This window comes from Xanthomonas bromi (assembly GCF_900092025.1).
Lineage (GTDB): Bacteria > Pseudomonadota > Gammaproteobacteria > Xanthomonadales > Xanthomonadaceae > Xanthomonas > Xanthomonas bromi.
Map to the genome: position 1 here is coordinate 21,213 of NZ_FLTX01000018.1, position 23,779 is coordinate 44,991.

Annotated in this window: 15 protein-coding genes and 1 pseudogene; 9 read left to right on the forward strand and 7 right to left on the reverse strand. The window is 66.4% G+C overall.

The genetic code is table 11. The annotated features are described in order from the left end of the window. Window positions 1-198: 198 nt before the first annotated feature. The 4 genes from tsaB to mrcB form a co-directional block, all read right to left on the reverse strand. Window positions 199-918 (reverse strand): tRNA (adenosine(37)-N6)-threonylcarbamoyltransferase complex dimerization subunit type 1 TsaB, encoded by a 720-nt coding sequence (gene tsaB, locus XBLMG947_RS06415; RefSeq protein WP_065467028.1) that lies wholly within the window; start codon window positions 916-918, stop codon window positions 199-201. 12 nt (window positions 919-930) lie between these two features. After that, the gene (gene yoaA / locus XBLMG947_RS06420; RefSeq protein ID WP_065467030.1) at window positions 931-2,955 is read right to left on the reverse strand and encodes a DNA repair helicase YoaA; all 2,025 of its coding nucleotides are present in this window, start codon (window positions 2,953-2,955) and stop codon (window positions 931-933) included. Between the two features lie 214 nt (window positions 2,956-3,169). Beyond that, window positions 3,170-3,691 (reverse strand): hypothetical protein, encoded by a 522-nt coding sequence (locus tag XBLMG947_RS06425; protein ID WP_065467032.1) that lies wholly within the window; start codon window positions 3,689-3,691, stop codon window positions 3,170-3,172. Window positions 3,692-3,704: 13 nt separating this feature from the next. Beyond that, window positions 3,705-6,149, reverse strand: coding sequence for a penicillin-binding protein 1B (gene mrcB / locus XBLMG947_RS06430; RefSeq protein ID WP_065467034.1), 2,445 nt, complete (start codon window positions 6,147-6,149; stop codon window positions 3,705-3,707). A 239-nt stretch (window positions 6,150-6,388) separates the two neighbouring features. Here mrcB and XBLMG947_RS06435 point away from each other — a divergent pair, with 239 nt between their 5' ends. Next, window positions 6,389-8,491 (forward strand): glycosyltransferase, encoded by a 2,103-nt coding sequence (locus tag XBLMG947_RS06435; RefSeq protein WP_065467036.1) that lies wholly within the window; start codon window positions 6,389-6,391, stop codon window positions 8,489-8,491. Between the two features lie 327 nt (window positions 8,492-8,818). Here the strand turns inward: XBLMG947_RS06435 and XBLMG947_RS22505 are convergent, their stop codons facing one another. Continuing rightward, window positions 8,819-10,261: a hypothetical protein gene (locus XBLMG947_RS22505; RefSeq protein WP_065467212.1), complete on the reverse strand. Its 1,443-nt coding sequence runs from the start codon at window positions 10,259-10,261 to the stop codon at window positions 8,819-8,821. A 282-nt stretch (window positions 10,262-10,543) separates the two neighbouring features. Next, window positions 10,544-12,730 carry a RelA/SpoT family protein gene (locus tag XBLMG947_RS06445; protein ID WP_065467038.1) on the reverse strand — a complete coding sequence of 729 codons (2,187 nt, stop codon included), beginning with the start codon at window positions 12,728-12,730 and terminating at the stop codon, window positions 10,544-10,546. 290 nt (window positions 12,731-13,020) lie between these two features. Here XBLMG947_RS06445 and pqqA point away from each other — a divergent pair, with 290 nt between their 5' ends. From pqqA to XBLMG947_RS06475, 7 genes and pseudogenes are all read left to right on the forward strand, one after another. After that, window positions 13,021-13,101, forward strand: coding sequence for a pyrroloquinoline quinone precursor peptide PqqA (gene pqqA / locus XBLMG947_RS21215; protein WP_002812057.1), 81 nt, complete (start codon window positions 13,021-13,023; stop codon window positions 13,099-13,101). A gap of 83 nt (window positions 13,102-13,184) precedes the next feature. After that, complete coding sequence (pqqB, locus tag XBLMG947_RS06450) at window positions 13,185-14,084, forward strand: pyrroloquinoline quinone biosynthesis protein PqqB (protein ID WP_065467043.1); 900 nt, start codon at window positions 13,185-13,187, stop codon at window positions 14,082-14,084. Continuing rightward, window positions 14,081-14,833, forward strand: a complete 753-nt coding sequence (pqqC, locus tag XBLMG947_RS06455) for a pyrroloquinoline-quinone synthase PqqC (RefSeq protein ID WP_065467044.1) — start codon at window positions 14,081-14,083, stop codon at window positions 14,831-14,833. Before pqqB ends, pqqC begins: the two co-directional genes overlap by 4 nt. Continuing rightward, window positions 14,830-15,108: a pyrroloquinoline quinone biosynthesis peptide chaperone PqqD gene (gene pqqD / locus XBLMG947_RS06460; protein ID WP_065467045.1), complete on the forward strand. Its 279-nt coding sequence runs from the start codon at window positions 14,830-14,832 to the stop codon at window positions 15,106-15,108. The genes pqqC and pqqD overlap by 4 nt, the downstream gene beginning before the upstream one ends. After that, on the forward strand, window positions 15,105-16,232 hold the full coding sequence (pqqE, locus tag XBLMG947_RS06465) for a pyrroloquinoline quinone biosynthesis protein PqqE (protein WP_065467050.1): 1,128 nt from the start codon (window positions 15,105-15,107) through the stop codon (window positions 16,230-16,232). The genes pqqD and pqqE overlap by 4 nt, the downstream gene beginning before the upstream one ends. Window positions 16,233-16,294: 62 nt before the next feature. After that, a complete protein-coding gene (locus XBLMG947_RS06470) occupies window positions 16,295-16,807 on the forward strand; it encodes a hypothetical protein (protein ID WP_065467214.1) in 513 nt (170 codons plus the stop codon). 432 nt (window positions 16,808-17,239) lie between these two features. Continuing rightward, window positions 17,240-18,772 (forward strand): annotated as a pseudogene (locus XBLMG947_RS06475) (PhoPQ-activated pathogenicity-related family protein). A gap of 158 nt (window positions 18,773-18,930) precedes the next feature. Here XBLMG947_RS06475 and hrpA read toward each other — a convergent pair. Beyond that, on the reverse strand, window positions 18,931-23,052 hold the full coding sequence (gene hrpA, locus XBLMG947_RS06480) for an ATP-dependent RNA helicase HrpA (protein WP_065467051.1): 4,122 nt from the start codon (window positions 23,050-23,052) through the stop codon (window positions 18,931-18,933). Between the two features lie 105 nt (window positions 23,053-23,157). Between hrpA and XBLMG947_RS06485 the strand changes: the two genes are divergently transcribed. Further along, a complete protein-coding gene (locus tag XBLMG947_RS06485; RefSeq protein ID WP_065467053.1) occupies window positions 23,158-23,706 on the forward strand; it encodes a Dps family protein in 549 nt (182 codons plus the stop codon). The last annotated feature ends 73 nt before the right edge of the window (window positions 23,707-23,779 follow it).

The window sequence follows — 23,779 nt, forward strand, 5'->3', positions numbered from 1 at the left end:
CATCGACACGCGGTTGCGGCGACGGACACGATCCTCGCGCTGTCCGGTACGTGACGTGCAACGGCGTACGCATCCATCCGGCGGCGCACTCAATGCGTCATCGTTTGCGTATCGAGAGCAGCATGCGCAACGCCAGCGCATCGCCGACCGCCAGACCAAGCAGGCACCCGCGAAAACGGGCGCGCTGGGCAGCCTCGGTCATGGCGTCGCGCCAGCCGCCTTCGCCGCGCGGGCGGCCTGTTGCTCGACCAGGGTGAGTGCGACGTTGTCGCGCAGGTAGGCCGGCGCGATCCGCTCCGGCGCGATGCCTTCGCCGCGCAGCAATGCAGGCACCGCGAGCGTGAGCAGATCGGCGGCATGCGGGAGCGCGGTTGCATCGACACTGCTCAAGCGCGCGGCAAAACGTTGCTGCAGCAGCGCATCGGCAGCCACCAGACCGGTGCCGACACCGGCCATCCGCACCGCCATCTCGGGCAGCACGAGCGTGTCCGGTGCGCACACCACTTCCGGCGCCAGTTCCAGCAGCGTGTCGCCATTGCGCGCGAAGACACCGGCATACACCTCGCCCATGCGTGCATCGATGCAGGACAGGACATGCGTTGCGTCGGCAGGCGCGCGCAGCGCGAGGACCTGCAGCGTGGACACCGCCAGGACCGGCAGATCCAGGCCCAGCGCAATGCCTTGCGCGATGCCGATCGCCAGACGCACGCCGGTGAAGGCACCGGGCCCTCGGCCGACCGCAATCGCATCGAGCTGACGCCGCGCGATGCCTGCCTCAGCCAATAGCTGCTCGGCCCATGGCAGCGCCAGTTCGGCATGGCGACGCGGCGCCAGTTCGAAGCGCTCGATCACGCGACCGTCGACATGCAAGGCGACGGAACAGGCTTCGGTGGAGGTCTCGAATGCGAGGACGTTCATGGCAGGCCGCAGTCAGAAGGAAGAAGATCGATCGTCGCCGACCGGCAACGCGCGCACGCCATTGTCGCCCACTGCCTCTTCAACGCCAAAAAACGCCTGCACATCGGCAATGGCCTGCGTGCGTGCAAACGGCGGCAGCGATTTCATGAAGGTGCGGCCGTAGCTTTTGTTCACCAACCGCGGGTCGCACAGCACCAGCACCCCACGGTCGGTTTCGCTGCGGATCAGCCGCCCCACGCCCTGCTTGAGCGCGATCACCGCCTGCGGCAATTGCTCGTCGCGGAACGGGTTGCCGCCCTCGCGGCGGATCGCATCCAGGCGCGCTTCGAACACCGGGTCGTCGGGCGCGGCGAACGGCAACTTGTCGATCACCACCACGCTCAAGGCATCGCCGACCACGTCAACGCCCTCGCGGAAACTGGCCGAGCCGAGCAACACGCCGTTGCCGGAATCGCGAAAGCGCTGCAGCAAGGTCGCACGCGGCGCCTCACCCTGCACGAACAACGGCCACGGTGCGCCGCGCAAGGCCTCGGCCGCTTCGCGCAGCGCGCGATGCGAGGCGAACAGCAAAAACGCGCGGCCGTTGGAGGCGTCCAGCACCGGTGTCAGCGCGCCGATCAGCGCGGTGCCGAAACCGCGTGCGGCCGGATCGGGCAGATTCGGCGGCAAGTAGCACAATGCCTGACGCGCCCAGTCGAACGGGCTGGGTTGCAGCAAGGTCACCGGATCGCTCAAGCCCAGACGCTGCGCGATGTGATCGAACTCACCGCCCACCGCCAGCGTGGCCGAGGTGAACACCCAGGCCGCATGCGATTTTTCGCGGTGGTCGCGCAACGGGCCGGACACATCCAGCGGCGTGCGCTGGCAGCGGAAGCCGCGCGGGCTGAGCTCATACCAGAGCACGTCGTTGTCGACCGACTCTTCGGGCAGATCCTGCGCAAAATCGGCCACCGGCAGGTCCTCGCCCAACCACCGCGACAGGCGATTCAACGCCTCCTGCGCACGCGCCGTGCAGCCATCGAAGCCGGGGGAGGCCTCGCGCAATGGCAGCAGCGATTCGCCCAACCGCGCCAGTGACGACAGCACGGCATCAAACCCTTCGCGCACCTGCGGTTTGGCCAGCGCACGCCATTGCGTGCCGCGCGGCGGCAGCCCTTCCATGCCGGCGCGCAGGCTGCGCAAGGCCTCGTCCAGGGCCAGGATCGGTGCCTGCAGACTGGCTTGCGCACCAGCGACCAGGCGCGCTTCGACCATGCAATCGCGCGCCAGTTCCTGCCAAGGCCGCATGCCAAAACTTTCGCCGAAGAAATTGGCTGCCAGCTCCGGCAGCTGATGCGCCTCGTCGATGATGAAGGCCTGCGCACCCGGCAGGATTTCACCGAAGCCTTCCTGCTTGAGCGCCAGATCGGCCAGCAGCAGATGGTGGTTGACCACCACCAGATCGGCCGCCTGTGCGCGCTGGCGCGCCTGCACCACGAAGCATTCGCTGTAGAACGGGCAGTCGGTGCCCAGGCAGTTGTCGACGGTGGAGGTCACCAGCGGCAACAGTGGCGAGTCGTCCGGCAAGGCGTCGAGCTCGGACATGTCGCCGAACTGGGTGCGCCCGCTCCAGGCCACGATGCGCTGGAACTGCGAGACCTGTTCGGGCGTGGCAAAGCGCGGTTCGCCACGCGCCTGCTGTGTGCGGTATTTGCACAAATAGTTGGCGCGCCCCTTCAGCAACGCGCTGCGCAGCCCCACGCCCAGCGCGGCGCGCACACGCGGCAGATCGCGATGGAACAACTGGTCCTGCAGCGCGCGCGTGCCGGTGGAGACGATGGTCTTGAGCCCGGACAGCAGCGCCGGCACCAGATAGGCGTACGTCTTGCCGGTGCCGGTGCCGGCCTCTGCCAGCAATACGTCGCGCTGCTCGAACGCCTCGGCGATGGCCCCGGTCAGCCGCAACTGCGCAGCACGTGGCGCGAAGGCGTCGAGCTGACGCGCAAGCGCCCCGCCCTCGCTGAGCGCTTCGATGCTGGCAGTGGCAAGTTGGGACATGAGACCAAGCGGAAAGCGGACGGGAAGCGCCACAGCCTAGCGCGTGCGCGGTGATGCAGGCCTGGGTGTGCGTGCGGGAGTGCTGTCAGGAGCAGGCGCGCTGCCTGCACAGCGTCTCCGACAACCGCCTCACGCCAGAGGCGATTCCGTCAGCGGGATGCCGGCACGCGGTGCGCATTGCCGGATGCCGGATGCCGGATGCCGGATGCCGGTCTCAGTAACGCTTCACGCCCGGCACCGTGCAACCGGCGATCTGGGTCTTGGCCGACGCAGCGTTTTCCTTCTCGCCCCGCGCCAGCCGCGACTGCTCGATGGTGGCCCAATGCCGGCGGCACAGCGGACCGGTCTTGGAGCCAAGCTCGATCGCCTGCTTGGCGAAGCGCTCGGCCGCCGGCCAGTCGGCCTGCAGCACGGACACTTCGGCGCGCTCCTGCAGCACCGCCGGGTCGCCCGACACCAGGCCGAGCGCCTGATCCAGGGCCGCAGCGGCGCCGGCCAGATCGCCGGCCTGGCGCTTGCTCTTGGCGGTCTCGCGCAAATCATCCACCTGTGGATCGCGCAGCGGCTGCACCGACAGTTCGGTGTCGTCCACGCCGGCTTCGCGTTCGATCAGCAACAGGCGCTGGGTCGGCGTGGTCGGGTCCACCGGCGGCGGCGGCGGCGGCGGTGCGCTGACGCAGGCAGTGAGCGCGGCCAGGACGCCGCTCAGGGCGAGCAAACGGTGCATTCGGTTCATAGGGTCACTCCAATCAATGCGCGGGTGGCGCCGTGGCAGGCGCCGTGGCGGGTTGTTCGGGCTTCTTTTCAAGACCGAAGAAGCGGCGCCAGCCACCGCCGCTGGATTGTTCGGCAGGTGCGGCCGCTTCGCCGGACGCTGCTTCGATCGACGGGGCATTGCCGGCGCACGGGGCGTAGGCCGGCGTGAAACCGACCACGAACGGGAACTGGCGCGCGCCCGGGCAACCGGGGTCGGTCACGCCGACACCGCTGGCATCCACCCACTGCCAATCCAGTCCCTTGCCGCTGACCTTCAACGGCGCACTCGGCAGACGGGCGAAGATGCTCGACCACACCCGCATCGCACCGGTGGCGCCATACAGGCCGGTCTCGGCGTTCTGGTCGTTGCCCATCCAGATCACTGCCAGATGGTCGCCGGTGTAGCCGGCATACCAGCTGTCGCGACCGTCGTTGGAGGTGCCGGTCTTGCCGGCCGGCGACAGGCGTCCCAGGCCATCGCCCATGAGCTGGCGCGCGGTGCCGCCGCTGACGACTTGCTGCAAGCCGATGCTGATCAGGTTGGCGGCGACCGAATCGCCCTCCTGGGCCGGTGCCGGGGTCTTGTCGTACCGTTTGAGCAACTTGCCTTGCGGGTCGAGCACGCCGCGCACCGCGTGCAGCGGCTGGATCTCGCCGCCCGCCGCCAGGAATTGATACAGCTGCGCCATGCCATATGGGCTCTGGTCGGTGGTGCCCAGGATCAACGCCGGATTGGGCTCGGCCTTGATCCCGGCCAAGACCTGGATCAGCTGCGCGATGCGGTCTGCACCGACCTGCATGCCCACCCGCACCGTGGCCTGGTTGTAGGAATGCGCCAGCGCATCGACCAGACGCACCGTGCCGTGACTGCGGTTGTCGGAATTGCCCGGCGACCAGGTCTTGCCGCGGCCGAGCTGCACGGTGACCGGCGAATCGTCGACCCAACTGGACAGCGCCCAGCGGTCCGGCGAGGCCAAGGCCAGCATGTAGACGAACGGCTTGAGCAACGAACCCACCTGCCGCTGCGCTTCCACCGCGCGATTGAAGCCGGGCTTGGCCACATCGCGGCTGCCGACCACCGCCAGCACATCACCGTTATGCACGTCGGTGAGCACCAGGCCCGCCTGCAGCGGTGGGCGCTTCTTGTTGTCCAGCCGCTTGATGGTGCCGTTCACTGCCCCTTCGGCATACGCCTGCGCAGACGGCGACATACCGGTGAGCACGCTCATGCCGGCGCCTTGCAGCACGCCTTCCGGGTAATCGTGTGCCAGCTGGCGTCGCACCAGATCCACATACGCCGGGAAGCGGTTGGCCGCGACCAGACCGGGTTCGGTGGGCACGCCCAACGGCGCAGCCAGCGCGCGCTTGAACTCGGCGTCGTCGATCAGCCTGTTTTCGTGCAGCTTGCCGAGCACGAAATTGCGCCGGTCCAGCGCGCGTTCCGGATTACGGCGCGGGTCGTAGTACGACGGCCCCTTGACCAGCCCGATCAACAACGCGATCTGCTCGGTGGTCATCGAGTTGAGCTCGCGGCCGAACCACAGCTCGGCGCCCGAGGACACACCGTGGATCGCCTGGCCACCGCGCTGGCCCAGATACACCTGGTTGAGATAGGCCTCCAGGATGGTGCGCTTGTCGTAGCGCGCCTCCATGATCACCGCGTACAGAATCTCGTTGAACTTGCGCGTGAGCGTCTGTTCCTTGCCGATGCCGAGCAGGCCGCTGCGTGCCAGCTGCTGGGTCAGCGTACTGCCACCCTGGCGAACCTGGCCACCGGAACGCGCCATGATCCAGGCCGCACGCACCATGCCGCTCAGATCGATGCCGTGGTGGCGGTTGAAGTCGCGGTCTTCCACTGCCTGCAGGCCGGTGACCAGCAGCTCCGGCACTTCTTCCATGCGCACCAGACGGCGCTCTTCCTGCTTTTGCCCGTACAGCGTGGCAATGCGCGCCGGGTCCAGACGTGCGCTTTTGAGCGCTTTGCGGTCGCTGGCGTCGCGTAGCGTGGCCACGCGCCCGCCGGCCAGGCTGACGTCGATACGGCGCGCTGGCACACGTCCATCCACATCGTTATAGCCGCGGCTGGCGATGGTGAAGCGGCTACCGTCCTGCTGATAGGTGCCCGGCAACTTCGCCTGACCATCGTCACGGTAGGACGCTGCATCCAGCTCGGTCTTCAGAGTGGCCGCATCCAGCGCGGTGCCGGGCACCAGCACCAACGGCCGGCCGTACACGCGGGTCGGGATCTGCCAACGCAGCTCGCCGAAGCGCTGGGTGACCTGCTTGTTCAGATACACCGTATAGGGAATCAGGAAACCGAGCGCCAGCGCGAACGCGGCAAATCCCCAGACGATGAGTCTGCGTTGCCAGCGGGAGCCTTGCTCGTGGGTATCGTCCTCGAAATCGTCGGGAGCGTCGTTGTCGTGGCGTCGGGGCACAGGGATGCGAGAATGTAGAGTCCGGCGAGTCTAGCGCAGCGCTGTCGTGGCTGTGACCCACCGGACCCGTCGACCGTTAAGCGCGGCTAACAAACTGCCGATGCAGCTTCGCTTGGCGCGACCTGTTCTCGGCAGCAGCTGGCACGGCTCGTACACTGCGCGGGCAGACGCACCGATTGCCTCCACCCGCGCCCTGCTTGCCACGTTCCACTGCCATACCACGCTGGAGTTCCAACGCAATGTCGATGTCTTTGGCCGATGCGCGCTATCTTTTCAATCGCGTCCTCGGCCTGATCCACCGCAGCGTGTCCAGCATGCGCACGCGCGGCTGGCGCGCCACCTGGCAGCGTATTCGCGTGCATACGCAAGCGCCGCCGGTCGCGCTCGGCACGCCATTATGGTTGCCACAGCCCACCCCGTTCGCTGCGTTTGCGCTGCCGCACAGCACGACGCCGCGCGTGACGGTGGTGATTCCGGTCTACAACCACATCGCGCACACGTTGGCCTGCCTGCGTGCGCTGGCAGCGCATCCGCCGCTGGTGGACGTGGAAATCATCGTCGTGGACGACGGCAGCAGCGACGCCACCGCGGAACAACTGCCGCAGATTGCCGGCCTGCACTATCACCTGCGTGCGAGCAACGGCGGTTTCATCGCCGCCTGCAATGACGGCATCGCGCTGGCGCGTGGCGATTTCGTGGTGCTGCTCAACAACGACACCATTCCGCAGCCCGGCTGGCTGGATCGGTTGATCGACACCTTTGCCCAGCACCCGGCTGCAGGCCTGGTCGGCGCGCAACTGCTGTATCCGGACGGACGCCTGCAGGAATCCGGCGGCGTGGTGTTCGACGACGGCAGCGCGTGGAGCTACGGGCGCTTCGAGTCGGCCGACGACCCGCGCTATGCGTATGTGCGCGCGATGGACTACTGCTCGGGTGCGGCGATTGCAATGCCGCGGGCGCTGTTGCAGACGCTGGGCGGGCTGGATCGGCGCTACATGCCGGCGTATTACGAAGATACCGATCTGGCGTTTGCGGTCCGCGCGGCCGGATATCAGGTGCTGGTGCAGCCGGCCAGCGTGGTGGTGCACGACGAGGGCACCAGCAACGGCACCGATACGCGTACCGGGGTGAAGGCCTATCAGGTGCGCAATCAAGGGGTCTTTGCCGAAAAATGGCAGCAGCCGCTGAAAGCACAGTTGTCGGTCGGCACCGTCCCCAGCCCTGCGCTGCTGCACCGCGGCCAGCGCCAGGTCTTGATCCTGGACGAGTGCGTGCCGCAGCCGGACCGCGATTCCGGCTCGCTGCGGCAGTTCAACCTGATCCGCCTGCTGCGCGAGGAAGGCGCGCATGTCGTCTTCGTGCCGACCCGCCGCGAACACGCAGGGCGCCACACCCAGGTATTGCAGCAGCTCGGCGTCGAAGTCTGGTACGCACCGTTTCTCGAAGGCATCGGCAGCTGGCTGCGCACGCATGGCGCGCGGTTTGCGGTGGTGCTATTGGTACGCCACCACGTGGCGCACGCCTGCCTGCCGTTACTCAAGCAATATGCGCCACAGGCGCGCACCCTGTTCGATACCGTCGATCTGCATTACCTGCGCGAACGCCGCGGCGCCGAGTTGGCCGGCGATGCCAGTCTGCTGCGTGGCGCGGAGCGCACCCGCCTGCGCGAACTGCAGATCATGGCGGCCACCGATGTCACCCTGCTGGTGTCGGCCGCCGAACAAGCGCAATTGCATGCGGATGCGCCAACCATCCGCACGGCTCTGCTTTCCAACCTGCATGAAGTCGCCGGCAGCGGCCACAGCTTCGCGCAACGCCGCGACCTGGTGTTCGTCGGGGGCTTTCGTCATCCGCCGAATGTGGATGCGGTGCAGTGGTTCATCAGCACAGTCTTTCCGCAGGTCCGTGCGCAGCTACCCGATGTGGTGTTCCACTGCATCGGTGCCGACCTGCCCGACGCCTTGAAATTGTTGGCCGACGAATGCCCCGGCGTGCAGTTGCATGGTCACGTCCCGGATCTGGTTCCATTCATGGACAGCGCACGCATTGCGGTGGCACCGCTGCGTTTTGGCGCCGGCGTGAAAGGCAAGATCAATCTGAGCATGGCGCACGGCCAGCCGGTGGTCGGTACCACCTGCGCGGTGGAAGGCATGCACCTGCACGATGGCGAGGACGTGTGCGTGGCCGATGATGCGGACGCCTTCGCCGATGCGATCGTGCGGCTGTATCAGGATGCGGCGCTATGGCAGCGCCTGGCCGACAACGGCTTGCGCAACGTGGCCGAGCACTTTTCGCTGGATGCAGCGCGCGATACCGTGCGTGCGTTGTTTATTGCTGAGTGAGCAGGCGGTCGGGTGCAGGGTGTTGGCGGTCCACGCAACGCAATGCACCGTGCTGTGTGATCAGCCTAACGAAGCATCGCGCCGGATCGGCAGGCCTCGCTTGCGCCATCATCCGTCCCTTCGGGGCGCCTTCTCCCGGTGGGGGAAAGAAGTGCGCGTAGCAGATTACGCCGTGTCCTCGCGTCCTCGTTCAGACGCTGCACCGCATGCCTGCCGTGCAACGCAAGCGCGCCCTGCGTCCGGGGGGCAACCACATCCGGCTTGAACGCGCGGGTTTGCGCTGCAGCTTCGGCGCACGCTGAAGGTGCCGACACCGCCGGCAATCGCTCAGCGCTGCTCGGCCACGGCCTTGACCCGACGCGTGAACTCGGCCAGTTCCGGCAATTCGGGATCCAGCTGGTGCGCCTCGTCCTGCGCGCGGCGGGCGAATGCCGCGTCCTCCTGGCCCAGCCGTTCGCTTCCCACCGCAACCCAGCGTTGTGCAAGACGGCGACGTGCGCCTGCCAGCGCATCGGCATTGGGTGTCAGCGCCTGCCAGGCATCCAGGCAGCCACGCGCGGCACGCAAGCGGTTGTTGCGCAGCTCGTCCTCGAAACAGCGTTGGCTGGCCGGTACCACGCGCGCGGCGGCCTGCAGCACACGCGGATCGCGCGGTGCCAGCGCCTGCGCGGCGCGCACGGCGTCGTAGGCGCTGGCGCCAGGCGGAGTCATCCAGTGTTGCTGCGTTTCGGCATCGGCAACGCGCTGCAGCAAGGCACGCAGACGGCGCTCGCGCGTGCCACGCGACAAACCCGCGTCTGGGCCGCGCTGAGCATCGCGCGCGCGCGCAATCGCCTGCTCGGCCTGCACAATCGACGCGGCGCCGGGCACCAGGAGCTGCGCCTGCCGCAACGATTGCAGCGCATCGTCGAAGTGGAAATCCGCCGCCTGCCGGCCGGCCTGTGCGGCGTACTCGCCAGCCACCTGATCGAGACCCCGCTGGGCGACTGCATCGTCCGGCTCGGCCGCCAGCACCGCGTTGAAATCGCGCGCGGCCGGGGCCAGGCGGCCACGTCGCAGCAAGGCCTGCGCCCGTTGCCGCCGCTGTTCCAGCACGCGGTGGTAACGGCCTTCGGTCAGCGGCATGTCGACATGCCCGGCGTCGTAACGCTTGGCCGCGGCCAGCAACGCCGACGCGTCGCCGAGCGCATCGTGCGCCAATGCGTGACGTGCCTGCGCCAACAGATCGGTCAAGGCATCTTCGCGGCCTTCCAGTGCGTCGGTGCGGTCCGGCGCCAGGGTCAGGATGCGCTGATACAGCGGCAGCGCGCTGTCTGGCGTGCCGTCCAGACGGCCTTGCTGCTGGGCAAGCGCCGCCTGCGCCAGCAAGGCATCCAGCCCGACCCGGCGCGCCTGCAGCGCGCGCAGCCGCGCGCCCACCGGGGCGATCTGCGCCTGCGGCGCTTCCAGGGCGGTTGCCAGCGCCAGCGCACGCTGCGCTGCTGCAGCATCGCCGGCCGCGACTGCAGCACGTGCTTGCACCACTGCAGCAGCGCCGGTCCGCGCGAGCCCGGCACGGGCTTCTCCACGGTCGCTATCCAGCGCAAGTGCGGCGGCGAACAGTTCGCGCGCACCGCTACCGTTGGCGGCGCTGAGCTGGCCGCGCGCCAACGCCGCATCGCCCCGCTGCAACAATTGCTGCAGACGCGTGTCCGGCCACAGCCAATCGGCCAGCGGCTGGCGCAGCACCACCACGGTCAGCAACAGACACGCGCACAGTGCCAACACCACGCGACAGAGCGCACGACTGCGCAATGGCGCCCAGAGGCGGGGCGATCTGGCCCAGCGAGGAAGCGGAGACATGCGGCGGCGTCCATCCTTGGCGCGACCTGACGGGGACGCGTTCACCGACTTATGGTAGCGGTGTGTGTTGCGAAGACGGTGTGGGCTTTATCGGGAATCGGGAATCGGGAATCGGGAATCGGGAATCGGGAATCGTCAGGCAAACACAACTCATGCCCCTGATGTGCTGTGTGTTTCCAACCGATGGTGCGTGCAAGGTGTGTGGCGCACTCAGCCCAGCCGCCGCACCTCGCTTACGCCCGGCAGCGCGTCCAGCTTGCCAAGCAGACCGGACAGCTGGTCGTAGTCGCTGACCTTCAAGCGCAACCGCAACTGCGCCCTGCCGGTGTCGCGCACATTGTCGCTATTGATTTCCAGCACGTGCGCGTCTTCCTGGGCGATCAGGTTGGTGATGTCCTTGAGCAGCCAGCGGCGATCCACCGCGCGCACCTGCACATCCACTTCGTATCCGCTGCCGGCCTTGCCCCACTCCACTGGCAACACGCGTTGCGGGTGGGTGGCCGCCAGCCGCGCCAACGCCGCGCAGTCGGTGCGGTGCACGGTGATGCCACGGCCGCGGGTGAGGTAGCCGGCAATCGGCTCGCCGGCCACCGGCTGGCAGCACCGCGCCAGCTGTACCAGCAGGTTGCCCACGCCTTGTACGGTGAATTTGGATTTACCCAGCCCATCGCGCCGCGCGGTCGGCCGCGGGGGCGCCGGTACCGCCGGCTGCGAGGCGGCGCGCTCGGCTTCCAGCAATGCGCGGCTGACCTGGTTCGGGCCGGTATCGCCCAGCGCTACCTGAATATACAAATCGTCGATGGTGTCGGCGTGGAATTTACGCGTGGCCACGCTCAGGTCGGCATGCTGCAGGCCCAGGCGCTTGAGCTCGCGATCGAGCAAGTCCTTGCCCGCCTGCACATTGCGCGCGCGGTCGAGCTTGTGAAACCAGGCGCGCACCTTGTCGCGCGAACGCCCGCTGGCCAGAAAGCCGTTGGATGCCAGCAGCCAGTCACGACGCGGGTCGGCTTCCTTGGCGGTCATGATCTCCACCCGGTCGCCGCTGCGCAGCCGGTAAGTCAGCGGCACGATGCGGTCGTTGACGCGCGCGCCACGGCAGCGGTGCCCGACCATGGTGTGCACGTGATACGCAAAATCCAGCGGGGTGGCGCCTTGCGGCAGATCGATCACCTCGCCCTTGGGCGTCAGCGCATACACGCGGTCTTCGATCAGCTCGGCATCCAGCGCGCCGGCCAGCTCGCCATGCTCGCCCTCCTGCACCTGCTCCAGTAGCTGGCGCATCCATAGAATCTTGCGGTCGAACGCCTTTTCGCCGCCCTTGCCGCCTTCCTTGTATTTCCAGTGCGCGGCTACGCCGAGTTCGGCCTGGGCGTGCATCTCGTGGGTACGGATCTGGATTTCGATCGTGCGCCCTTCCGGGCCGACTACCGCGGTATGCAGCGAGCGATAGTCGTTGGCCTTGGGCCGGGCGATGTAGTCGTCGAACTCGGTGGGCACCGGTGTCCACAGCGAATGCACCGCGCCCAGCGCGGCGTAGCAGGCCGCTACGTCGTCGACCATGACCCGCACCGCGCGGATGTCGTACAACTGGTCGAAGGACAGCCGCTTCTTCTGCATCTTCCGCCAGATGCTGTAGATGTGTTTGGGTCGCCCGCTCACCTCTGCACGCAGTCCCTGCTGCGCGAGCGCCGAAGACAAGGTGCGCTTGACCGCTTCCAGGTAGCGCTCGCGCGCCACGCGGGTTTCATCCACTTCGCGGGCGATGCGGCGATAGGTGTCCGGCTCCAGATGCCGGAACGCCAGGTCTTCCAGCTCCCACTTCACCTGCCAGATGCCCAGCCGGTTGGCCAACGGCGCATGGATGTCGCGGGTCAGCTGGGCCAGCGCGCGGCGCTGTTCTTCGCTGTGACGGTCGGCCACGCGCATGCGCGCCAGCTGTCGTGCCAGCAGGACCGGCACCACGCGCAAGTCGTGGATGATGGAAAGCAGCAACCGCCGCAGCCCCTCGCTGTTGCGCCCAGCCTCGCGCCCAGCGTGCAGCGCCCAGACCTGGTCGGCCGCATCCAGACCATCCAACAACCCTTCCACTGCCACCCGCCGCTCCGCGGGTTGCCACGGCAGGTCGGCAACCGCACCGCGCAAGGCGGGCAAATCGAACAGCAACGCCGCGATCAGGGTGGCCTCGTCGGCGGACAACAACGCCAGCGCATCCAGGGTGTCGCCAAGCAAGCCCCAAGGCACGCTATCGGTCTGCGTGGGCGGCAGGTCCTGCCAGGCCCGCGCCAAGGCATCGCGCAATGCGGGCGCGACCGAGGCCACGGCAGGACGCTGCAGCAAGGCCTGCAGGCGATCGAGTGAAGATAGGGGCACAGCGGTGGACACGGCGGCGGGCAACAACGAAGGGCTGATGACTACGGTAACGTGCGCGTCACCTTCTTCACAACGCGTGTGACTGGCAGGATCGGTGCGCGCGACGGCGCCTGGGCTTATGCCAGGTTCACCCGACAACGCGTTGATTCGTAACCGCCAGGCGCGGAAAGCAGCATCGTGCGGCAAACGGAAATCGGTAACGACGCACCTTTTTACATGCCCTTTACAACTGCGCGGGACCACCTGCCTATGCTCAGACTACGTCGCTTGTTGCATCCGGCAACCGGAGACGTTTTTCCCAACTGCGAGGTAGCCGAATGAAGACCTGGAAGAAGCCTGTCGTCCGTGAAGTCAATTGTGGCGCCGAAATCAACTGCTACGTCTCCGGCGAGTTTTGATCCTGCACGCTTCACGCTCACCTTGCCGCGCTTTCTCTTGATGCATGACCGGCACCCGCCGGCAGATTAGGTAACAGTTCTCCATGCGCATCATCGTTTTGGGATCGGCGGCCGGCGGTGGGCACCCGCAGTGGAATTGCCACACCCCCGCGAGTCTGCGGGCGTGGCAGCAAGCAGATGGTGCCCAGCGTCGTACCCAGGCCAGCATTGCGGTCAGTGCAGATGGCGAGCGCTGGGTGCTGATCAACGCCTCACCCGATTTCCGCCAGCAGATCCTCGCAACGCCTGCGCTGTGGCCGCAGCGGGGACTGCGGCATTCGCCGATCGAGGCGGTGCTGCTGACCAGCGGCGAGATCGATCACATCGCCGGACTGCTGTCCATGCGTGAAAGCCAACCATTTTCGCTGCACGCCAGCAGTCGCGTGCTGGACCTGCTCACGCAAAACCCAATCTTCGATGCGGTCAACCCGCAGTACGTGAGCCGGCAGCCATTCGCACTGGAGACGCCGTTGGCGCTGTGCGGGTTGCAGCTTACGCCGTTCTCTGTGCCCGGCAAGGTGCCGTTGTTCATGGAATCGCGCAGTGGCGGGGATCTGGCTGGCTCCAATGAAGAGACACTCGGGCTCACCATCGACGATGGCCAGCACCGCATGCATTACATCCCGGGCTGCGCTGCAATGACCGACGCTTTGCGTACGCGCCTGCAAGGCGCCGAGCTGGTGTTCTTCGATGGCACGCTGTGGCGCGATGACGAGATGGTGCAGCTCGGCATCAGCCAGAAGACCGGCCAACGCATGGGCCACATGAGCATTGATGGCCCCGACGGCACCATCGCTGCGTTCGCGCCGTTGAACGTGGCGCGCAAGATCTTCATCCATCTCAACACCACCAATCCGGTGCTCAACACCCACTCACCCGAGTTCGCCGATGCGCGCGCCAGCGGGTGGGAAGTTGCGCACGACGGCCTGGAGATCGCCCTGTGACCGACCTGCTCGGCCCCGACCAACTGGAAGCAGACCTGCGTGCCATCGGCGCGCGTCTGTATCACGACCAGCACCCGTTCCATGCGCTGTTGCACCATGGCAAGCTCGACCGCGGACAAGTGCAGGCCTGGGCCTTGAACCGCTTCGAATACCAACGCTGCATTCCGCTGAAGGATGCGGCGATCCTGGCGCGCATGGAAGACCCGGCGCTGCGGCGGATCTGGCGTCAACGCATCCTCGATCACGATGGCAATAGCGCCACCGATGGCGGCATTGCGCGCTGGCTGCATCTCACCGACGCGCTCGGCCTGGACCGCACGCTGGTGGAGTCCGGGCGAGCGCTACTGCCAGGCACCGGCTTTGCGGTGCAGGCGTACCTGCAGTTTGTACGGGAAAAAAGCCTGCTCGAAGCGATCGCTTCGTCGCTAACCGAATTGTTCGCGCCCAACATCATCGGCCAGCGCGTGGCCGGCATGCTCAAGCATTACGACTTCGTATCGTCCGAAGCGTTGGCCTATTTCGAGCATCGCCTGACCGAAGCGCCACGCGATTCGGATTTCGCGCTGGATTACGTCAAACAGCATGCCGATACGGTCGAAAAGCAGGCGCTGGTCAAGGCCGCACTGCACTTCAAGTGCTCGGTGCTGTGGGCGCAGCTGGATGCATTGCATGTGGCCTACGTAACGCCAGGCATCGTGTGGCCGGACGCCTTCGTGCCGGACCGCGACGCCAGCCAGGTTGCGGCGTGAGCGGTATCTCCCGCGATAGCCAACCGGCCCTGCGTGCAGGCGTGCGCCTGCAGCACGACCGCGCACGTGACCAGTGGGTACTGCTGGCGCCCGAACGCGTGGTCGAGCTGGACGAGATCGCATTGGTGGTAGCGCAGCGCTACGACGGCACGCGCTCGCTGGCGCAGATCGCGCAGGAGCTGGCTGCAGAGTTCGATACGGACGCGGCGGATATCGAAGCCGACGTGATCGAACTCACCGACACCCTGCATCAAAAACGCTTGCTGCGGCTATGAGCCTCGCACCACCACCGCTGTCGGTCTTGTTGGAGCTGACCCACCGTTGCCCGTTGGCCTGTCCCTACTGCTCTAACCCGATCGCGCTGGCGGCGCTGCGCGAGGAAATGGACACCGCCGGCTGGCGCTCGCTGCTGGAGCAGGCCGCCGAGATGGGTGTGCTGCAAGCGCATTTCTCCGGTGGCGAACCGATGTTGCGCAAAGATCTGCCCGAGCTGGTGGCGCATGCGCGCACGCTGGGGCTGTACAGCAACCTGATCACCTCCGGTGTCGCTGGCGGCGAGCCGATGCTGGACCAATTGCAGGCTGCCGGGCTCGAACACGTGCAGCTGAGCGTGCAGGACGTCGATCCAGCCGGGGCCGACCGCATCGCCGGTTATCGCAATAGCTTGTCGAAGAAGCGCGGCTTCGCCGCTGCCGTCCGCGCGCGCGGCCTGCCGCTGACGATCAACGCAGTACTGCACCGCCATAACGCCGAGCACGTGCACGGCATGATCGCGCTCGCGCTGGAATGGCAGGCCGAGCGCATCGAAGTGGCGCATACCCAGTACTACGGCTGGGGCCTGCGCAATCGCGCTGCGCTCATGCCCAGCCGCGCGCAGCTGATGGCCACCATCGACGCGGTGGAAACCGCACGCCGCGAGGTCGGCGACCGTCTGGCAATCGATTTCGTCACTCCCGATTACTACGCGCGCCAGCCCAAGCCCTGCATGGGCGGCTGGGGCCAGCGCTTCGTCAATATTTCCCCGCGCGGCGACGTGCTGCCCTGCCATGCCGCCGAAACCATCGAGGGCATGCGCTTCGACAATCTGCGCGAGCGCTCGCTGGCCGATATCTGGAACAACGGCGAGGCGTTCGTGCGCTTCCGCGGCACCGCGTGGATGCCCGAGGTGTGCCAGGGCTGCCCCAAGCGCGAGATCGACTGGGGTGGCTGCCGCTGCCAGGCGCTGGCGCTGAGCGGCGACGCCGCCACCTTGGACCCGGTGTGCGAACGTTCGCCCGCACATGCACAGGTGCGCGCAACCGCCGAGCGCGAGGCAGCTGCACCGGCACCGGAGTTCGTTTACCGCCGGCCGGCCCGCTCCGACCGCTCGGCAACCGCCAGCGCCGACACGCTGGAGTAGGCCGCATCGGCCGGCGCCAACAGCGTCTACACTAGCCGTCTCTTCTTCCTCGGATGGCGTCCATGTCGCTCGCGCGCCGCATTCCCTTGCTGGCCTGTCTGACCCTGGCGTTGCATGCCGCCCCCGCCCTGGCGCAACGCGCGGTGCAAGGCGATCTGCAGTCGCAAATGAGTGCCGAGCAATTCAAGGCCGCCGGCCTGGACAAGCTCAATGCCAGTGAACTGGCCGCGCTCAACGACTGGCTGCAGGGCAAGGTCGCCAAAGAGGCGGCGGTGGTGGTCGAACAGGCCAAGGAAGCCGGCCGCCAGGAAGTGATCGTCAAGAACCGCGGCTTCTTCGACTTCGGCAGCAAGGAGCCGATCGAAAGCACGATCGTTGGGGAATTCAAGGGGTTTTCGAAAGGGCGCGTCTATACGCTGGCCAACGGTCAGGAGTGGGAACAGACCGATGCGGCCAGCCTGTCCGGCGTGCGCAAGGACGCACCCAAGGTCAAGATCAAGCCGGGTCTGGTCGGCGTGTGGTATCTGCAGATCGAGGGCTACAACACACAGGCCAAGGTGCGGCGGATCAAGTAAGCGCACCATCCAACGTTGCGTGGTTGCCCATCGCGGCAACCACGTTCGGAATCGGCACGCACCACGCGGACCCCGCCGCTGAGCAGTGCGCCCGCGACATGGGAACTGCAGCCGCTGCTTCTTTCGCTCGTTGCGGTGCAGTGCATGGGCAAGCTAGCGCTGGTCCTGGCAGACGTGCCGCAAACGGAGCCGCGCAGCAGCCACGTTCTGCGTAGGCGAAGCGGCGCATCGAATCTTCGCACGCAGCATCGCCCTGACGCAGCCCATGCCCGGCAGCGATAGATGCGGTACTCGGTATCGATAAGTACCGCGCGTACGCTCCTGCTCAAACCGTGCCATCGACACGTAGGCGACGCGGCGGGTGTCCACGCCTTTCCTGCGCGATTGGCCAGCAGAACACACTGACAAACGCACGGCCCCTGGAGAACATGCATGCGCTCGATGACCCGCGGCAGCCTCGCTTTGCTGGCGTCCCTGACTCTTTTCGCAGGCGTCGCGCACGCTTCTTCATCCGTTTCTGCTGCATCACCGGTGGAGCGCTGCGCGAGTGCACCCGAGATTGGCTTCGGCCAAGCATTGGTGTGTTACCACGATGCCATCGAACAGCAACCGCTGATCTACACACGCATTGCGACCAGCAGCGTCGCCGGTGTCGAGCGGCGCGATTACCTGCCGACCTCGCAAGACTGGTCGCCCGAAGGACTGGTCACGCCGGCACGCTGGCACGCTGGCACGCTGGCAGCATGACGTGGCGATCTATGTGCCACAGGATGCCTTGCACACACGCGCCGTGTTGATCTCAACCAACGGCACGCGTCATCCGCTGGATGGCAGCGCAGCGCAGCCGGCCAGCGAGTTGACGCCCGAGGCGCTGGCGGTATTGGCGCCACGCACGCGCACCGTGGTAATCGCGCTCAGCGATCTCCCCAACCAGGCGCTGACTTATCGAGGCGATGCCACTCCACGTCGCGAAGACGACAGCGTCGCTTACAGCTGGTCGCTGTTCCTGAAGGCGCCGCAGCAGCGCAAGACCATGCCGCTGCACGTGCCGATGGCGGCCGCAATTGCACGCACCATGAGCCTGGCCGAGCGCGAATTGGCTCCTTTGCAGATCCACCGCTTCATCCTCGCCGGTGCCTCCAAGCGCGGCTGGGCCAGCTGGCACGCCACCATCGCCGATCAGCGCGTGGAGGCGGTGGTGCCGTTCGTGATCGACGTTCTCAACATGCCGGCAGTGCTGGAGCATATGTCCCACACCTATGGCGGCAATGGGCCGATTGCCTTCAACGCCTATGCAAAGCAGGGCATCACCTCGCAACTGCAGACGCCGGCCTTCGCGCAACTGATGCAGCTGCAGGATCCGTTGAGCTATGTGCGCACGCCGTACCGCAAGCGGCTGGCGGTACCCAAGTACATCGTCAATGCCAGCGGCGACGACTTCTTTCTGCCGGACAACACCCAGTTCTTCTACAACGCGCTACCCGGCAGCAAGGCGTTGCGCGTATTGCCCAATAGCGCGCACAACCTCCGCGCCTCCATCGTCGACACCTTGGCGCCGTTTATCACGCGCCTGCACCGTTACCGCAGGTGAGCGATGTGTTGCGTACGGGCAAAGCCCCGCAGATCCGCTTACGCTCATCCAAGCGGCCGACCCACATGCAGCTGTGGAGCGCACACAATCCGCAGGCGCGCGACTTCCGTTATGCCTGCGGCGTTCGCTACACCGCCACGCCCATTGCGCTCGCCGGTGGCAGCACGGTCTCGGTACCGGTGCAGGTTCCTGACGCCGGCTGGAGCGCGTATTTCGTCGAAGCGATCTATGCGGATGGATTCGTTGCCACCAGCCAGACCTACGTTCTCGGCAAGCAGCGCTACCCCAGCCAGGCACCGCCCACCGACAACGCGGCCTGTAGCACGGTGCCTGGCGTGCTCAGCGATGCTGCTGCGCGCGAAAGCAGGCGCTGAAACATGGGTGAGTGGCGTAGCCGACTGGATCGTGTCTGAATCAGCTGAGCGCAATGCTGTATCTGTATAACGCCGTGTGCGAGCTGCATGACGCAACGCCGCGTCATCGCCTGTCCGCTGCCGCGGCGTACGCGGCATGCACGGCCTTACCTCACCGCTCAGCTGCGCAATGCAGCGACCCGTTGCGACAGCTTCTTCGCCGAGACGCCGGATTTGGCACCTAGCTCCTGCGCAAACACCGATACCCGCAGTTCTTCCAGATCCCAGCGCAACGCTTGCCATTCCTCGCGGTTCTGCAAACCGCGTGCGGCAGCCTCATCCACCGCATCCACAAACGGTTTGAGCTCGAGCATGCGCGCCTGGTCGCGCGCAGGATCGCGCTTTGCGCGCTCGGTACGCAGGATCATCGCCTTGAGGTAGCGCGGGTAATTGGCCAATGCTTCGGCCGGCGTATCGCGCAGGAAGCCCGCATGCACCAGCGCGCGCAACTGCTGCTCCATGTCGTCCAGATTGCCGCGTGCCCAGCCCATCAACGGCGCTTCCAGCAATGGCTTGAGTTCAGCCACCGCGCCCAGAATGCTTTCGGCCAGCGTCAACCGCTCCATCGCTTCGCCGAACAGCCGCTTGGTCGCATCATCGCGGCGCTGCGCAAACGCACCGGGGTCGCGAATGGCGGCCAGGCCATCGGCAAGGACGGCATTGAGCGCGGCATCGACCAGATCGCCCCGTAGACGTTCCTGCGATTCGATGGCCGCATACAGCAGACCGGTCTTGGGCGACACCGGCAGTTGCTTGCGTGCCTGTTTGATCTTGTCGGCCAACGCGATTTCCAGCAATCGCAGCACGCCGCGCGGATGCGCCCGCGCCGCCTCGTGGCGGTCGGCGAAGATACGCAGCGCCGCGTTATCGCCCTGATCCACCAGCGCCGGGTACGCCGGTACACCGGCCTCGCCCGCCACCTGTTCGGGAATCGGCGTTGCCGGAAAATCGCGCAGGCCTTCGGCGGCCAGGGCGCGCCCGGCCCGCGCCGCAAACGCCTGTCCGGCACGTTCGCCAAAGCGCGCGCGTAACCCATCCAGATCGCGCGACTCGGCCAGCACCTTACCGTCGTCGTCGCGCAGGCGCATGTTCATCAGCAGATGCGTGTCCAGCGATTCTTCGTCGAACTCCAGCGCCGCCACCTGCACACCGGTCGCCTTGGACAGAAAGCGCGCCAGCTCGCCACGGATATCGTCGGCCGACGGCAGGCTGTAGGCCTCGTAGAACGCACGCCCGAAATCCGGTGCTGGCACAAAATTGCGCCGCTGCACCTTGGGCAGGCTGCGAATCAACGCCGATGCCTTGTCGGCGACGAAACCCGGCGCCAGCCACGACAGGCGCGCCGGATCCAGCGCATTGAGCAGGTGCAGCGGCACATCCAGGGTCACGCCGTCGTCGATGGCACCCGGCTCGAAACGGTACTGCAACGGCAAGCGCGCATCGCCGAGCGGGAAATACTTCGGGAAACGATCGGCCTCGCTGCCTTCGCCGGGCAACAAATCGTTCAACGACCAATGCAGGCTACGGCGCTTATCCGGTGGCAAGGTCTTCCACCACGCATCCAGACCGCTGGCCGAATGCAGCTCGGCGGGAATGCGATCCAGATACCAGCGCGCCTGCCAGCCTTCGTCGGCAATGATGCCGGCACGGCGCAGCTTGGCTTCTTCTTCGCGTGCTTGATCGAGCACCTTGAGGTTATCGGCTACGAATGCGGCACGCGTGTTGATTTCGCCAGTCACCAGGCCCTGTCGCACGAACAGGTCATGCGCTGCGGCCGGATCGATCTTGCCGAAATGCACTGGCTTCTTCGGCGCCAGCACCAGCCCGAACAGGCTGATCTGTTCCGACGCCACCACCTGCCCCTGCGCACGCGACCAATGTGCGTCGAAGTGCTTGCGCGCCAGCAGATGCCCCAGTTCGGCGATGGCCCAATCCGGCTCGATTGCAGCGTTGGTCATGCCCCAGACTTTTTGCGTGTCCAACAGCGTGGCCGCCAGAATCCACGGCGGCGGCTTGCGCGCCAACGCCGAGCCGGGGAACGGCACGAAACGGCGTTGCCGCGTGGCCAGATAATCGCCCTTTTCGGTGCGATGACCGATCTGCGTCGGCAGCCCCGCCAGCAGCGCGCGATGCAGGGACTGATAGGCCGCCGCACGTTCGCGCTCGCTGCTGCGTGCCGAGACGTCGGCAGCGTCGGCCTGCTTGTTCGTCGCCGCAGGCGCGTGTGCCGCGGGCGCTGCGTTGGGATCGGGCCTGCCTTCGCGCGCCAGCCGCGCGGCACGATGCAGCTGGCCACGCGTGGGCCGGTTGGCGTTGTGGCCATCTTCGCGGGCGGGCGCACTGGCACCGGCCAACAGCGGTGCCAGCATCACATTGGCCGGCTCTTCGCTCCAACCGAGTTCTTCGCACAGCAACCGCAGTTGCCGATGCAGCTCGCGCCACTCGCGCATGCGTAAAAAGCCGAGGAAATGCCGGTTGCACCAATCGCGCAGCTTGGATTGGGTGAGATCTTCATGGACCTGCCGGTACGCGTCCCACAAGCGCAGGATGCCCACAAATTCAGAGCGCGCATCGGCAAACAGCGCATGCGCGTTGTCGGCGGCATCGCGCGCTTCGGGCGGTCGTTCGCGCGGGTCCTGGATGCCCAGGAAGGCGGCAATGACGATCATCTCGCGCAGGCACCCGTGCTGCTGCGCGGCCACCAGCATGCGCGCCAGCTTGACGTCTACGGGCAAGCGCGCCATCTGGCGACCAGTTGCGGTCAGACGCCGCTCGGCATCGATCGCGCCCAGCTCCAGCAGCTGCTGCCAGCCATCGGCCACCGCGCGTTCGTCGGGCGCTTCCAGGAACGGAAAATCTTCGATCCGGCCCAGCCCCAGCTGCAGCATGCGCAGGATCACGCCGGACAACGAGGAACGTCGAATTTCCGGGTCAGTAAACGCGGGGCGCGCGGCAAAATCGGCTTGGGCATACAGCCGGTAGCAGATGCCTTCGGCAATGCGCCCGCAACGGCCCATGCGCTGGTTGGCGCTGGCCTGCGAGATCGGCTCGATATGCAGGCGGTCCAGCTTCTGGCGCGGGCTGTAGCGTTTGACCCGCGCAAAGCCCGGATCCACCACATAGCGGATGCGCGGCACCGTCAACGAGGTTTCGGCCACGTTGGTGGCCAGCACCAGGCGCCGGCGCGGGCCGGGATTGAACACGCGGTCCTGGTCGGCGGCAGAGAGCCGCGCATACAGCGGCACCACTTCGGTCTCGCGGTATTTGCGCCGTTCCAGCGACTGGTGCGCATCGCGGATCTCGCGCTCGCCCGGCAGGAACATCAGCACGTCGCCGCGCGGGTCGATACGGGTGATCTCGTCGATGGCCGCCACGATCGCATCGTTGACGCTGCGCTCGCCGTCGCGGCCGTTGTTGTGCTCGCTGTCGTCGCTTTCTCCTGTATCGCCTTCGAGCGGGCGGTAGCGCACCTCGACCGGGAAGGTGCGACCTTCCACATTGATCACCGGCGCATCGTTGAAATGCGTTGCGAAGCGCTCGGTATCGATGGTGGCCGAGGTGACGATCAACTTGAGATCGGAGCGCTTGTGCAGCAGCTGCTTGAGATAACCCAGCAGGAAATCGATGTTGAGGCTGCGCTCGTGCGCCTCGTCCACGATGATGGTGTCGTAGGCCGACAGCCAACGGTCGCTGGCGATCTCGGCCAGCAGGATGCCGTCAGTCATGAACTTGATGCGCGACTGCTCGCTGACCCGGTCGGTGAAGCGCACCTGGAAGCCCACCGTGGTGCCCAATGGCGTCTTCAACTCCTCGGCTACGCGTGCGGCCACCGCACGCGCGGCGATCCGGCGCGGCTGGGTGCAGCCGATCATGCCGGCAGCCCCACGCCCGGCCGCCAGGCACAGCTTGGGCAGCTGGGTGGTCTTGCCCGAGCCGGTTTCGCCGGCAATCACCACCACCTGATGGTCGCGGATCAACCCGATGATGCGCTCGGCTTCGCGCGCGATCGGCAGTTGCGTGTCCAGCGTGATCGCCGGCTGCTGCTCGGCCCGCGCCTGCCGCTGCGCCTGCGACGCTGCCAGCGCCTGCTCGAACGCGTCGCGCACCTGCGGGTTGCCCGGCTTGCCCTGCCAGCGCGACCATAGGCCCAACAAGCGGCCACGATCGCGGCTCATCGCGCCATCTACGGCTCGGCGGCGCTCGCGCAAGATGTTGGCAAGATCGGTGTCGATAGCGCTCATTGATTGAAGAGTGTGAAAGAGTGAATGACGTTTGATCCTTTAGCCTGTCTATTGTGACGCCATATCCGTTCCACCAGACATCCAACCCTCGGTAAGGACCATCCCATGTCAAAGAAAAAGAACGCCAACAAGCCCGTCGTCGTCAACGACGCCCTGCCGGCGGCTGCTGCATCGGCGCCGCATATCGATATCGGGATCAAGGACAGCGATCGCAAGCAGATCTCTGACGGCCTTGCCCGCTACATGGCTGACGCCTTCACCTTGTATCTGAAGACCCACAACTTCCATTGGAATGTCACCGGGTCGATGTTCAACTCGCTGCACACCATGTTCGAAACCCAGTACACCGAGCAGTGGGCGGCACTGGACGAAGTGGCCGAGCGCATTCGTGCCCTGGGCTATAACGCACCGGGCTCGTACCGCGAGTTCGTCGCCCTGACCTCGATCCCGGAAGAACCGGGCCTGAGCGATAGCGCCGACTGGCGCGAGATGGTGCGCCAGCTGGTCAGCGGCAACGAAGCGGTTTGCCGCACCGCGCGCAAGGTACTGGGCACCGCCGACGACGCCGGCGACGATCCGACCGTGGACCTGCTGACCCAGCGCCTGCAGACCCACGAAAAGTACGCCTGGATGCTGCGCTCGCTGCTGCAGTAAACCCTTCGGGCTTCGCGTTTGAGCCCCTCTCCCGCCGGGGCGAGAAGGCACAGCTTGCGCGCCGCTGGCGCGC